This is a genomic window from Streptomyces sp. QH1-20 (assembly GCF_041283565.1).
Taxonomy (GTDB): domain Bacteria; phylum Actinomycetota; class Actinomycetes; order Streptomycetales; family Streptomycetaceae; genus Streptomyces; species Streptomyces syringius.
In genome coordinates this window covers 5,098,776-5,112,698 of record NZ_CP166299.1, presented here as the reverse complement: position 1 = coordinate 5,112,698, position 13,923 = coordinate 5,098,776, and the positions used below count along the sequence as shown (strand labels likewise).

Below are 13,923 nucleotides of genomic sequence, written 5' to 3'. Positions count from 1 at the left end.
CCCGCCCCAACTGCCATCTGCCTCGCTGGCAACGGTGCAGCTTTGATGAGCACGAGCCAGTCGGTGACGAGTTCGCAGGTCCCCATGACGACCACTCAGTCGATGTGCAGCTGATCACCGCCTGGCGCTTCCAAAGCCCCAGCCGAAGCCGGATTCCCTGAGGCCTCGGACGCGACCTACCAATGGCCGCACCTTGGACGCTCACACGGATAGTTCCGATCCCGGGCGTCTCGCTTACACCTCGGAAAGACACTCGCCACCCAAGTCCCCGATCTGCAGCCAGACCCAGCGCATAAGATCGTCGCCAGCACCGCACGACCGGACAAGACGATCGTCATTAATCCGCCCTTTTCAACGCACGTGACCCTTCAGCCGCAGGCCGAACCAGCCCCATGCTCATCTGGCCTTTGCTCCCAGACGGCGGGGGGCAACACGGCTTCCTACGTGCCGACGTACGCGAGTCAGGAGACGCCAGTCGCCGAACAGCAACCCGGAGCAACAAGAGCTGCGCGGCGACACCCAACCTGGATGGTCACAGTGAGCCCGCTGAGCTGGGACTGTCTTGCATTAAGGGGCCTTCGCAGTAGAGGTCATCGGCTGCGAGTGTCCGGTATGTGACGCCTTCGCAGCTGTTGAGGTCTACGGCGAACCGGCTTTCCGCTTGGTCCTCCAGGTAGTAACGGACCATGCGTGCACCACCACGCTTGCGCTGCCTCTCTACGCCGTACGTCACATCGGAGATCGCGCGATTGGCTTCTATGGCGTAGCGCTTCCCCAGCTCGAAGAGCCTGAAGTGGTTCTTGATCCGCGCAGTGAGCGTGTCATCCCAAGATGCCGGCGGGCTGACAAAAAAGCGCAGCCGCACCGTGCCCGAATCGTGAATCGAGCGTGCGTCAAGCCAACTCTCATTGGATACCCGGTCGAGATATGGATGCAGGAGGGTGCTCTCGGCGCTGTCCGGACGCTTGTTTCCCTTGATCAAATTGCACCGCTCGCAAACGGGGACCAGGTTCAGCGGATCTACACACAGCGCGGGGAAGAAGCTCTTCGGCATGAAATGATCAAGCTGCCGGACGGTGCCCTGCCTGCATAACGGGCATCGTTCGTTGGGTGGAGCGGCCATCAGCTCGTCGCGTATCACCCGCCCCCCGACGGTCTGCATGCCGTTCTCGTACGCCCAGTCCACGAAGGTTGCACCAGTAATCTCGGGAACCGTGAAGCACTTCGTGTCAAGGTCATGCAGGTTCCTGGCAGCCGCGGCCTCACGCAGCGCCTGGCCAGCCTTCTGCACAGTGTCGGCTGCGTTAAGCAGCCGCTCACGCCGGCCTTCCGCCTTGGTGCTGCGGGCGACGCATGCCTGGTAGCTGTCACTCGCCTTCCGCATGGGAACCTTCAGGGGCCACATCAAAGGTGCCCATCCGTTTTCTCTGCGAGAAGGATCCGGACCAACCCCTTCGCCTCTCCGCCCAGCTTACCGTCGAAGTGGGCAACAACCTCTTCGTATGTGTCCAGTGCGGCCACCGCTCTGCCGATCTCCGCATAAAAGCCGGACTCCATCACCTCCAGCCCGAATACCTCGTGGGTCAGCACTCCCACGTTCTCTCCGTACGTCTCAATCAGCGGGCGCTCGGAGCGGCTACTCTCTCCCCGGCGTATGAGCTTGTAGACGCAGGACTGCGGCACCGTCTGGAGTACGACGGGCGAGTGTGTGGCAACTACTGCGACTCCGTTGCGCGCGGACAACAGGTTAGACAGCGCCTGCATGAAGGAAGCCAGCAGCGGCGGATGCAAGTGGGCTTCAGGCTCGTCCAGTAGGACTAGAGACTGCTCAGCCACGAGATGCACGAGCTGTGTCATGGTCAGCGTCACGATCGCGTGACCTGAGCTCATCCGCCCGAAGGCAGAGGTCAGATCCCGTACATGGGATTCCGTAACTTTCATGCCGGCTTGTATGTCGCGGGCGTAGGCCGCGATGGCGGAGTTCGCGAACTGCGGGTCGCGACTCAACAGCATGATGGCCTCGCGCCAGCGCATGAGGTCGCGCGAGTTGATGACGGCATGGATTCCAGCGTTGAAGGCCGCTTGCAGTCGTTGCTGCTGGGTGCCGGTGGACGGATCATCGAGCGAGGTGCTTTGCAGGCCGACGTAGGTGTACTTCACCGCTCGGGGGTCGTTCTCCTCGACTACTTCGACGAAGGGATCGAAGGCACTGAAGGTGACCGAGACCACGTTCACGAACCGCTCGCCGGTTGCGGACGTGGGCGTCGGGAGCACATCGACGCGACCAAACTCCGCGTGCCGCTCCGGCCAGACAACCGCAGCGGCAAGATTCCGAAGCAAGGTCGTCTTGCCCACTCCGTTGCGACCGATGAGGACGTGGATGTTGCTAGACGGCGTGGAGTCAGGGTCGATCTCGAAGTCAAGAGTGATCTCAGCCCTGTGCCGCGGTTCTGTGTAGCGGAATCGATACTCGGTCAGCCGGACTCCGCCACGTGCGATCCGGTTGAACTGGGCCCTGACTGTCTGTTCCTCGACCGTCCGCAACAGCGATGAGCGTGTCACTGAGTACTGCATGGCGGTCTCAAGAAGGTCGGGGTTGTAGGCCACGTCACAAAGCCCTCGGAGGATTTCTTCGCGCCTGTCGTGTCCAAGCTTCTTGATGTTGTCGTAGTAGCGATCACTCTGCCCGAGGGAGAAGAGTTCACCTGGTGGCGAGCCATCGTAGACCCCGGAACGAATGGGGCTGGGGCCGTCTTCCTGCCCAGCGACGGCGACCTTGACGAAGCCTAGGTTTGTCTGCGTCTGCGAGTCTCTATACCAGAGCATGTAGCTGGTGCGGTAGCCGAAGTCATCCCAGTCATCGGCTACTAGGACCACAGCTTCGGGGCCCGAGCGCACCGGCGTGTTTTGGGGCAGGACAATGAACTTCACCGGGTCGAGCCTCCGGATCTGCGGCGGACACCCGCACTACGATCGCACTGAGATTGGACCCTATCGCCTCGCTCTGACAGGACGATCACGATGCCTTCGACTCAAGGACGTGCACCCGCCTGGCAGCTCACGCCGCCGTCTGCACTATCGACCTGTTTGCACGAGTTCACCCCGAAAAGAGCTCTTCATCCCACTCCTCAGGGCCACTCTTCCTCTGCGAGTGGCGCGTCGTTTAGCTGGTCACGAAGGGTCCGCCAATTCGGCATGAACCTTTCCATCAGGTTGGTGAAGCGCTCATCGTGGTTGCGTTCAAGGTAGTGCGTCATCTCGTGGACGACGATGTACTCGAGGCAGCCCGGAGGCTTCTTAGCAAGCTCGACGTTGAACCAGATGCGCCCGCTCTCGCGATTACACGAGCCCCACTTGGTCTTCATTCGCTTGATATTCCACAGCGGCACAGAAACTTCGAGGACGGCTCCCCACTTGGAAATCAGACCCGGGAGCACATGTCGAAGCTGCTCCCGATACCAGCGGTCCAGCAAGTCCCGTCGCCGTTCAGCTGTTGTGCCGGCCGGGACGTACAGCAGCAGCCTCTCGCCGTCTAGTTCGAAGTGAGCCCGCCCGGGACGCTCCACGACCTTCATCCTGCGACGAACGCCCCACACATAGTGGGACTCGCCTGTGACCATCTCTCGCGTGGACTGCCGCTCGGCAGATCTAAACCGCTCCCGCTGCTCCTTGATCCACGGTAGGCGTTGGATTACAGCGAGCCGCACCTGCTCATCGTCAAGCTGGTGCGGCGCTGCTACACGGACGCGCCCCAGCGGTGGGTAGACACCGATGTGCAGGTTCTTGATGTTCTTGTAAATGATGTCAACATCGATGCCACGGACGTTGAGAGAGGCACTAGCGGTACTCATGACGTGCCTTCAGCAATTCCATTAGCTCATCAAGCTGGTCGAAGTCGGCAGCCAATTTCTGAGCGAGAGCGCGCCTGACCTTCTTTTCCTTCATCGTGTTACCCACCCACGAGTCGGGCTTGGTATGGAGAATGGTGGTGTCCACAACCACGGCCAGGTCCGGTGACGGACCGAAGAAATCAATCAGAGCACGGCGAGCACCATTGTCAGCCCACTCCGGGTACTGGGTATCTGACTCGCCCTGGCCGAGCTTGGACGCATGCTCCAGGAGCTTCCCGAGATACTCCTTGTAGTCCAGAACACCCTGCCGATGTTCCTCGAGTATGGCGTCGAGCAGCTCCGACATTTTGTCGTAGTACTTGGGGTTCATCGGGCGCTCGTCAATGATCACCGTGCGCATATTGTTGGTGATCGTTTCCGCCACCGCTTCCGGGTCCTTCTTGATACCCTCAGGAAGCTTGTCGAGCGCACCGGCTCCCATCTCGACGATCAACTGAACCAGCCCAGTTTCCTGGAAGTCAGAGATCACCTCGGAGGGACTAGCGCTGATGTACGTGTCCAATAGGTGTCGCATGCCGGCTTCGTGCTGCTTGAAGTCAACATTCTCGCCAGCACCGAGCTTTACCTCTTCACGCACGTTGGCGTAGTGAGCTATCTCTTCCTTGATCGCTGCAGCTTCAGTGTCTTTGTACCCAGCGGCTCGCATTTCGTTGGCGAGGTTGCCGTACGCGCGGGTCACGGCCGCCACAGACTTGTAAAGTTCAACCCGCTTGGGTTCGTTGGCCTTGAGCTGCTCGGCGTCGCCTTGCTCCCGAGCGCAGAAATACTGCTGGTACTGGAGGGTGTTCTTTGGTGGTCCGACCGGCTCGCAGAGCGCTCGGATCTTCTCTAGAGTCTCATCGAGGTCATCACGGGCCTTCTCGAGCCGGTCCGGCAGCAGCCCCTCGATGTCCTTCTTGTCGTAACCCTGCAGAGCAGCACTGGTGTAGTCCTTGATCGCGGACTCAAGGGAGTTGAACAAGTCTCGATAGTCGACGATATAGCCGTAGTCTTTATCTTCGCCGTCGAGGCGGTTGACTCGACAGATCGCCTGAAACAGGCCATGGTCCTGCATCTTCTTGTCGATGTACAAGTACGTCGCACTCGGGGCGTCGAATCCGGTCAGGAGCTTGTCAACGACGATGAGCAGCCGCATCTGGGCCGGATCATTGATGAAACGGTACTTGACGTCCCTCTCGAACTGCTCGACCTTACCCATCGCCTTGTCTGCGGGCTCGTTGAAGTGATCCGCGAGCATCTGCCGGTAGGTCTCGTACTGGCGCAGGCGCTCGGTCGCGCCGTGGCCTGAGTCTTCCTTGGCGATGTGACTCGCCTGCGGTGTGTACGACGTGATGATGGCGCACTTGCCCTTGAACCCGGCCTGAATGAAAAGCTCGTAGAACTTGCACGCCTGGTAGATACTCTGACTGACGAGCATGGCATTGCCTCGGCCATCTATCAACCGCGGCTTGGTCTCCATGTCGAACAGGATGTCGTTGACTATCTCTCGAGCTCGCGGTTCCGAGCTGGCGACCTTCTGCACGGTGCCCCAGCGCTTCTTGAGCTCGGCGCGCGAAAGGTCCGTCATGCCGCGGGTCTTGGCCTCAAACCACTGGTCGACCTTCGTTGGTGAGGTCAGGTCCTGATCGATGTTGCGAGCCTCGTAGCGCAAGTCGAGCACGACACCATCGGCAACTCCCTCGTTGAACCTATAGGTGTGAATAAAGCTGCCGAACCGCTGGACAGTGGTGTCCTTGTCCTCTTTGAGGAGAGGTGTGCCGGTGAAGCCGATGAACATGGCGCCAGGCATAATTGCTTTCATGGCGTCGTGCATCTTGCCCGACTGAGTACGGTGGGCTTCGTCAACAAAGACGAATAGGTTACCCTTTGCCTGGAACCCCTTTGGCACGGTCGCTGTGAGTTCACGAATAAATTCACTCTGAACTTCATCGCGGACGTTCTCGTCTTCCGAACCGCGGAACTTGTGAACCAGCGAGCACATCAGCCACTCTTCGCTCGCATTCAAGGTGGCGAGGAGATCAGCACTGCTCTTGGTCCGGTATATCGGCTCTTTGGCTCCCTGGAATACCTTCTGAATCTGATCATCCAGTTCGGTCCGGTCAGTGATCAGCACGACCCGTGGGTTTGTGCCAACTTGAGATTCCCGGATCCACTTAGCCAGCCACACCATAGTCAACGACTTGCCGGAGCCCTGGGTATGCCAGATGATGCCGCCCTCGCGCTTGACGATCCGCTCCTGAGCCGCCTTGACGCCGAAGTACTGGTTGTGCCGACAGGTTTTTTTCTGCCCCGCGTCGAAGATCATGAAGTCGTGAACCAGCTCAAGGAAGCGCCCCTTCGAGCAGAGCTGCGTCAAGGACCGATCGAGGGGGGCGGCGATGTCGGACGGTTCACGCCATGCGAGCCAGTACTTCTCCGGCGTATCGATAACGCTGTAACGCAGCCCCTCCACGTCGTTGCCGGCCATGACGAGCTGCACCGTCGTGAAGAACGAACGGATGAACTCGGGACGCTGGTTCCCGATGCTCTGGCGGATGCCTTCAGAGACGGCGACCTTCGAGCGCTTGAGCTCGATCGTCCCGAAGGCGATGCCGTTGACGTACAGCACGATGTCTGGGCGCTTCGTGTGCTGCCCCAGCACCGTCACTTCTTCGGCCAGCGCGAAGTGATTGGCTTCGGGGTGCTCCCAATCGACCAGCTTCACCGTCGCCGTCTGCTCGCCAGCACCAGGCTTGACCTTCACCCCGTACCGGAGCAGTCCATACACATCCCGGTTCGCCTCGTACAGATCGCGGCCGCCACCAAGCGAGGCGTCACTCTTCAGCTTGTCGATCGCCCTGTTGATGATGTTGTCGCTGTAACCCCGGACACGGAGATTTTGAGTGAGCAGCTCCACATCTACGTTGGAGTTTTCCGCACGGCGTTCCCAGTTGCCGAGGTACTCGTAGCCCAACGAATTTCGGAACAGCTTTACGATGCGGTCTTGCGTTTTGCGCTCCGACTGACCGACGTTGCTCATGCTGCACTCTCCTTAGCGGGAAGGCGAGTGCGACCAGTCAGGAGTTGTTGCATCAGGCCAGTCTTAACAGCGCGAACCTTGGCGAGTCGATCCTCTAGTTTGTTGACCTCCATGTCTACCTGGTCGAGAATCGAAGCGATTGCGCGCTGCTCGTCCTCGTCAGGCACCTCGACCTCAATCTTGCTGTATTCTGCGATCCAACGTCGCTTGTGATCGACAACAATGTAATCGATCAACTGCATCCGTTCGTACGCGTAGCGAAGATCTACGCCCGAGCGAGCACTCAGGATCTTCATTGCCGACGACTTCGCCTTAAAAGGAAATGTGACAAGTTTTGACGCCGTCGTGAAGTCGTCGAAGATTATTACTGGCACCGCATTGTAGATGCCGTACGTTTCTGCTGTGCGGCCAAGGATAAATGTCTTACCAGCCGTCAGAACCGGCGTGCCTACATCGCTATACTCTGCACTCGAGACTAGATAGCGACCAGGCTGTTCGTATGCCAGCAATTCGCCGAGCCGCTTCATTCCCCAGGGTTTCGCGAAACCAGGTAGGCGCGTACGACCGGTGAGAAGCTGCTGCATCACACCTTGCTTGATCTGCCGCTTTTTGGCAAGCATCCTCTCCAGCGCGACAATTAGATCATCGGCATCGCGAAGCGCCTGGGCGATCAGGCGCTGCTCTTCAATCGGCGGCAGTGGAATCTCAAGCTGCCGAAAGTATTCGAGCCCAATGGTCTTGATCGTGCTTCCGTTGGAGATTCTCTCCAACTCAGGCTTCATATACTGGAGATAGTAATAAAGATACCAGTTATCGAGACGGGGGCCGCAGTTCCAGGCCATGAAGTGTTGACTGACAGCCATGTCAGTCCCGAGGACGGCGCTCTTCCCGATTCCAGCATCCCGCAGGAGGACAACTGAACCCTTGGAATGGACCACTGCTGACGAGTTAGCCAATCCCATACATGTGATGGTCTCAGTTGTTGTCGAAACTAGACCCTGGTCCAGCCTAAAAGTGTCCTTGAGTGAAACCCAAGGGATACTACCGTTCCAATAGTCCTCACGCTTCTTATCCGGCGTGTGTCCGCTGCCTCGGGTGGCAACGTCGTCGAGAGCTACCCGGCTCCAAGGCAGACTTTGAACCCGAGCGCTCTCACCATCGGTCACGACTCAATCCCCATGTTGGCGAGGCAGCCGACGACCTTTGCCCCAAGCATCTCGAGAGCGATGTCAAGGCTGCCTACTGTCTCGGCGTATCGTTCGCCGAGCTGCTGGATCCGTGAGACGAGTGCGCGCGTGAGCCACTCAGCCTCAGACGCCACGCGACTGGTGACCGTCGTTCGCCACTTGTCGTCAAGCACAAGCTGCTTGATCTCAGGCTCGGTGAGGTCGCCGTATTTCTTGAGGGTCGCGAGATCGAGGGCGGCCTGGGCTTCCTTGGCGGTCCTCTTGGCGACAGCCTCTCCGTTGTACAGCTTGATCAGGTGCTGCAGCGCTTTGAGCTCCTCCGCGTCAGCTCCCTCATGCCGGGCCACCTTGAGCCGCGTAGTAGCAAGCGGCTTGGAGATCTTGCCATCGTCCATTGCCTCGGCAAGTAGGCTGTCTTCCGCGGCGTGCTCCTCGATGTACTCCTCGACAGCGCGGCTTGCCTTGTCCGCTGCCGCGTGCAATGCGTCGACCTTGGTCTGCTCATCCGCAAAGTAACGGGCGACTACGAGCGCTGGCGGGATGAGGTCCATCTTGTACTTGGTGGCGCTGCGCCCGGAGCCAATAACCAGGTCCGGGGTCTCGGAGAGCTTGCGCTCCTTATCCTCAATTGTCTTGCGGGGCTTCGCCGCCTCACACCACCCATCGTTCATGACGAGGAAGACGTCGTCGTGCATCACGCCGTGCCAATAGGTCATGAGCTGCTCGTAGACGTCGTACTCGTCGACCAGAGGGGTGTTCTTGAACCGGGCCAGCAGATCGTCACTGATACCAGCGATCAGATCCTTGGGGACAGTGTCCGGGTTGAGCGCCTGCAGGACTGGCCGGTGCACGGCGAACCAGTCGTCAACCTGGCCGCGGACGTCCATAGCGAACTTCTGGAACTCATCGGAGTCCAGGATGGCCTGTTGTACCTCAGCCAGGCCAACAGCCAGGTCACTGTAGCCGGGGCGGCGCGGCTTGAAGAGCGTGGCACGAAGGCTCGGGAACGCCTCCCAGTACCCGTTGAGTGTGTCCAGGTCGTGGTCCGGGATCCCGCCGTGAAGGTGGGCGTGGAGGTCCTGGATGTCTTCCGGCTCGGAGGAGTCGATGTACCGCGGGATGTTGAGGTTGTAGTCGTTCTTCGGGTCGGCGATCTCGTGGAGAGGCACCATCCGCGAGTAGCGCTCGATCGCGGTCTGCTTGTTGAAGACGTCGACGATCTTGTGGATGTCCTGGCTGCGGAGGCGGTTCTTATTGCCGTCCTTCATGAAACCCTTGGAAGCGTCGATCATGAAGGCGCCAGTTCGCGCCTGGGCGTTCTCCTTGTCGAGGATGATGATGCAAGCCGGGATGCCGGTACCGTAGAAGAGATTCGCGGGAAGGCCGATGATCCCCTTGATGTAGCCACGGCGCAGCAGTTCCTTACGAATGTTGGCCTCGGCGTGACCACGGAACAGTACGCCGTGCGGCAAGATGACTGCGGCCTTACCTTTGCTTTTTAGGGACTTAAGAATGTGTAGGAGGAAGGCGTAATCACCGTTCTTCTCCGGCGGCCGGCCGAACTCGAAGCGACCGTAGTCGTTCTCCAAGCCGTTGCTCCACGACTTGATCGAGAACGGCGGATTGGCGACAGCGAAGTCGAAGGTCTGTAGCCGTGCGCTCTGGGTGAATTGTGGGCTGGTAATCGTGTCACCCTTGCGGATGTCACGATCCTCGTAGCCGTGAAGGATCATATTCATCTGGGCCAGCGCCCAGGTGGCGTTGTCCTTCTCCTGGCCGTAGATGGTAAGGCCGCGTGGGGCCTCGTCAGCGACCTTGAGCAGCAAGGAGCCAGACCCGCACGTGGGGTCGTAGACCGTGTGATCCTGCCGGGTGCCCGCTCCAATACCGACGACCTTGGCGAGTACCCGCGAGACCTCGGCCGGCGTGTAGAACTGGCCCTTCGACTTGCCCGAATCCGTTGCGAAGTGCCGCATCAGGTACTCGTAGGCGTCGCCCAGCAGGTCATCGCCCTCAGCGCGGCTACCCCGGAAGTCGAGGCCAGCAAAGATCGTTACCAGCTTGGAGAGGCGATCCTGCATCTCCTTGCCCTTGCCGAGCTTCTCCTCGTCGTTGAAGTCGGCCAGGTCGATGACCTTCTCAAGTCCGTTAGCCTCGGCGAGCTTGCCAATGATCTTGTTGATCCGGTCGCCGATCTCCTTGTGGCCCTTGAGGGCAACCATGTCATCGAAGGATCCGCCGACGGGGACGTCGATCAAGGAGTCCGGATCGGACTTGGCCTTGTCCGTCACGTACTTCACGAACAGCAGCGTCAGGATGTAGTCCTTGTACTGGCTAGCATCCATGCCGCCACGCAGTTCGTCGCAGCTCCGCCACAGGGAGCTGTACAGGTCCGACTTCTTGAGGGCCACTAGCACGCCACCCCCTTGCCAGCGCCGAGCCCAGAGCCTGACCGCGACCCCGCGGTGAGGTGTACGTGCGACCTGTCCATTCTTCGGCGCCCATCCTTCGTATGTCAGTGCGCGACAGCCTTGCCACTAGAGGCAAAACCCAAGCTAAGTGCACCAACCATAGCGCCGGGTTCTCACGCAGGGTGCCGTTAGACCGCGGCACTCATGACAGAGTCCGTGTCACATGCAATGAGTTGGACGAGCCGCCTTCACTGACCCAAGGTGTGGTGGTCAGCCTCTGATCGAGGGACGTGGGCCGCAGTGTGAGTGGTGGTCCGGCTGGGCCAGGCGGCCGCTCTCCCGCCATGAGGTGTAACTCTTCATGTTCCGCGCTACACATGCCCCAGCGTCCGCCTGCATCAACCCTCGGCCTGGCCAGCCGGCGGTCGTACGGCACTGCTGATGAGGTCGAAGTTCGGGTGGAATCTGACCCGGGGCCGGGTTGACACAGCGTCTCCATAGCTCTGCGAGCTCGGCCTTGGGAACTGCAGGAACTGCAAAGCACGATGTCAGCACGGGACAGCATCCCGGGGGGCCGCAGGTACCAACAGGTGGTCAGATCCGGCCGCCCGGGACAGCATCCAGCACTAAAGCGCCGTCCGACCTTCGGTGGGGCCGCAAGAGGGGCCCGTCTTGGATTGGCGGACCCCTCTTGACCTGATGTTTTATCGAACGAGGAATTTAGTTGAACTTCAATTAAACGTTGAAGCGGAACTCCACCACGTCGCCGTCCGCCATCACGTACTCCTTGCCCTCCATGCGGGCCTTGCCCTTCGCGCGGGCCTCGGCTACCGAGCCGGTCTCGATCAGGTCGTCGAAGGAGATGACCTCGGCCTTGATGAAGCCCTTCTGGAAGTCGGTGTGGATGACACCGGCCGCCTCGGGGGCCGTGGCGCCCTTCTTGATGGTCCAGGCGCGGGTTTCCTTCGGGCCTGCCGTCAGGTAGGTCTGCAGGCCCAGGGTGTCGAAGCCGACGCGGCCGAGGGTGGCCAGGCCGGGCTCCTCCTGGCCCATGGACTGCAGGAGCTCCAGCGCCTCGTCGTCGTCCAGCTCGATCAGCTCGGACTCGATCTTCGCGTTGAGGAAGATCGCCTCGGCCGGGGCGACCAGGGCGCGCTGCTCGTTCTTGAAGTCCTCGTCGACCAGCTCGTCCTCGTCGACGTTGAAGACGTAGAGGAACGGCTTGGTGGTCAGCAGGTGCAGCTCGTGCAGCAGGTCGCCCTGCTCGGTGCCCTTGGTGATGCCGGCCGAGAAGAGCGTCTGGCCGGACTCGAGGATCTTCCGGGCGGACTCCACGGCGGCCAGGACCGCGACCTTCTCCTTCTGGAGGCGGGACTCCTTGGTCAGGCGCGGGACGGCCTTCTCGACGGACTGGAGGTCCGCGAGGATCAGCTCGGTGTTGATGGTCTCGATGTCGTCCTTGGGCGAGACCTTGCCGTCGACGTGGACGACGTTCTCGTCCTTGAAGGCGCGGATGACCTGGCAGATCGCGTCGGACTCACGGATGTTCGCGAGGAACTTGTTGCCCAGGCCCTCGCCCTCCGAGGCGCCGCGCACGATGCCCGCGATGTCGACGAAGTCGACCGTGGCGGGGAGGATCTTCTGCGAACCGAAGATCTCCGCGAGCTTCTGCAGCCGGGGGTCGGGGACACCGACGACACCGACATTGGGCTCGATGGTGGCGAACGGGTAGTTGGCCGCCAGTACGTCGTTCTTGGTCAGGGCGTTGAACAGGGTCGACTTGCCGACATTCGGCAGACCGACGATTCCGATCGTGAGCGACACGTGGCGACTTCCCGTAGCGAGATTCCCGTAGCGGCGCGGGCGGCGGTTCGCCGTGCGTCGTCCGGGAATGGTGTAAAGGGTCCCGGCCCCCGGCGGGGCCGGTCAACCAGTCTACGGGTCCGCGCCGCGACCCCGCCCCGAACGGGCAGTCCTTCGAACGCTTGGGCAAGGTGGCTCAAAGCGCGTGTCCAACGCCGGATTCCTCCCGCTTCCCGACCTACTTTGGTCGGGTGGAGCAACCCAGCACACATACCCCGCAGCGCAAGGCCCGCCGCACGCCCCCCGTGCCGCGCCCCGCTGCCCCCGTAGGACAGGGCGAGCACGCGACCGTCTACCGGTCGGGGCCCGGGCCCAAGCTGCCGCCGCTGCGGCAGGCGCTGGAGCGGATGCCCGCGGCCCGGCTGACGGGGCTCGGCAGCGGGCTGCTCACCGCGCTCGGGATGCTGGCCATCGGCGCGGGCGACGCGGCGCTGCTGGACGGCTCCCCCGCCGTCTACGGCGTGTTCTTCATCATCGGCAGCGCGGCCTGCGCGCTGTGGGTCCGGCCCGCCGATCTGGTCACCGCGCCGATCAGCGCGCCCATCGCGTACGCCGTCGGCGGGGTGCCGATCAGCGGCGGCGGGGGCGGCTTCGGCACCCAGCTCATGGGGCTGATCACCCTGCTGTCACTGAACGCCGGGTGGCTCTACGCCGGCACCCTACTGGCCGCGCTGATCGCCCTGGTCCGCAGGATCGCGCTGATCAGAGCGCGAAGGCGGGAGCGGAACCGGCAGCGGAAGCGGCCATCGCGGCCCCCACGATCCCCGCACTGTTCTCCAGCCGGGCGGGAACGATCTCCGCGCTGACCCCCTTGATCAGCGGCAGGAACTTGTCCGCCTTGCGGCTGACGCCACCGCCGATCACGAAGAGCTCGGGCGAGAAGAGATTCTCGACGTGCAGCAGATACCGCTCGACCCGCTTGGCCCAGCGCTCCCAGCTCAGGCCCTTGTCCTCCTTGACCCGCGTCGAGGCGCGCGTCTCCGCGTCGTGCCCGCGCAGCTCCAGATGGCCGAGCTCCGTGTTGGGCACGAGCCTGCCGTCGATGAAGACGGCACTGCCGATGCCCGTGCCGAAGGTGAGGACGATGACGGTGCCCTTGCGGCCGCGGCCCGCGCCGTAGTGCATCTCGGCGAGCCCGGCGGCGTCCGCGTCGTTCAGCAGCGTCACCGGCGCCCCGAGCCGCTCGCCCAGCAGGGCCGCCGCGTCCCGGTTGATCCAGTCCTTGGAGACGTTCGCGGCCGTGCGCGTCGTCCCGTCGACCACCACTCCGGGGAAGGTCGCCCCGATCGAACCGCCGGACCAGCCGAAGTGCTCCACGACCTCGCGGACACAGTCCGCCACCGCGTCCGGGGTCGCCGGATGGGGGGTGAGGACCTTGAAACGCTCCTCCGCCAGCTCGCCCCTGGCCAGATCGACCGGTGCGCCCTTGATGCCCGATCCGCCGATGTCCACGCCGAATACGTCCATGACGACCACGCTAAGGGGTGCCGCCGCGCGACACCCCCCGTACGGTCCGGGCGGACGGCTCAGGC

9 protein-coding genes are annotated in these 13,923 nt (G+C 61.7%); 1 reads left to right on the top strand and 8 read right to left on the bottom strand.

Going from position 1 to position 13,923, the window contains the following annotated elements:
• Positions 1–532 precede the first annotated feature (532 nt).
• The 7 genes from AB8O64_RS23275 to ychF form a co-directional block, all read right to left on the bottom strand.
• Complete coding sequence (locus AB8O64_RS23275; protein ID WP_370421130.1) at positions 533–1,384, bottom strand: HNH endonuclease; 852 nt, start codon at positions 1,382–1,384, stop codon at positions 533–535.
• Positions 1,385–1,404: 20 nt separating this feature from the next.
• The gene (locus tag AB8O64_RS23270) at positions 1,405–2,931 is read right to left on the bottom strand and encodes an AAA family ATPase (RefSeq protein ID WP_370421129.1); all 1,527 of its coding nucleotides are present in this window, start codon (positions 2,929–2,931) and stop codon (positions 1,405–1,407) included.
• Positions 2,932–3,128: 197 nt separating this feature from the next.
• Entirely contained in the window at positions 3,129–3,851 is a 723-nt protein-coding gene (locus AB8O64_RS23265; protein ID WP_370421127.1) for a M48 family metallopeptidase, read from the bottom strand.
• Positions 3,838–6,930 (bottom strand): type I restriction endonuclease subunit R, encoded by a 3,093-nt coding sequence (locus AB8O64_RS23260; protein ID WP_370421125.1) that lies wholly within the window; start codon positions 6,928–6,930, stop codon positions 3,838–3,840. Before AB8O64_RS23260 ends, AB8O64_RS23265 begins: the two co-directional genes overlap by 14 nt.
• On the bottom strand, positions 6,927–8,096 hold the full coding sequence (locus AB8O64_RS23255) for a restriction endonuclease subunit S (protein WP_370421124.1): 1,170 nt from the start codon (positions 8,094–8,096) through the stop codon (positions 6,927–6,929). The genes AB8O64_RS23260 and AB8O64_RS23255 overlap by 4 nt, the downstream gene beginning before the upstream one ends.
• Positions 8,093–10,528: an N-6 DNA methylase gene (locus AB8O64_RS23250; RefSeq protein ID WP_370421123.1), complete on the bottom strand. Its 2,436-nt coding sequence runs from the start codon at positions 10,526–10,528 to the stop codon at positions 8,093–8,095. Before AB8O64_RS23250 ends, AB8O64_RS23255 begins: the two co-directional genes overlap by 4 nt.
• Positions 10,529–11,263: 735 nt before the next feature.
• The gene (gene ychF, locus AB8O64_RS23245; RefSeq protein ID WP_370421121.1) at positions 11,264–12,352 is read right to left on the bottom strand and encodes a redox-regulated ATPase YchF; all 1,089 of its coding nucleotides are present in this window, start codon (positions 12,350–12,352) and stop codon (positions 11,264–11,266) included.
• Between the two features lie 230 nt (positions 12,353–12,582).
• Here ychF and AB8O64_RS23240 point away from each other — a divergent pair, with 230 nt between their 5' ends.
• On the top strand, positions 12,583–13,197 hold the full coding sequence (locus AB8O64_RS23240) for a DUF6542 domain-containing protein (RefSeq protein ID WP_370421120.1): 615 nt from the start codon (positions 12,583–12,585) through the stop codon (positions 13,195–13,197).
• On the opposite strand, the gene ppgK is transcribed toward AB8O64_RS23240, so the two are convergent.
• Entirely contained in the window at positions 13,094–13,858 is a 765-nt protein-coding gene (ppgK, locus tag AB8O64_RS23235) for a polyphosphate--glucose phosphotransferase (protein WP_370421118.1), read from the bottom strand. The two genes, AB8O64_RS23240 and ppgK, sit on opposite strands and share 104 nt — an antisense overlap.
• Between the last annotated feature and the right edge of the window lie 65 nt (positions 13,859–13,923).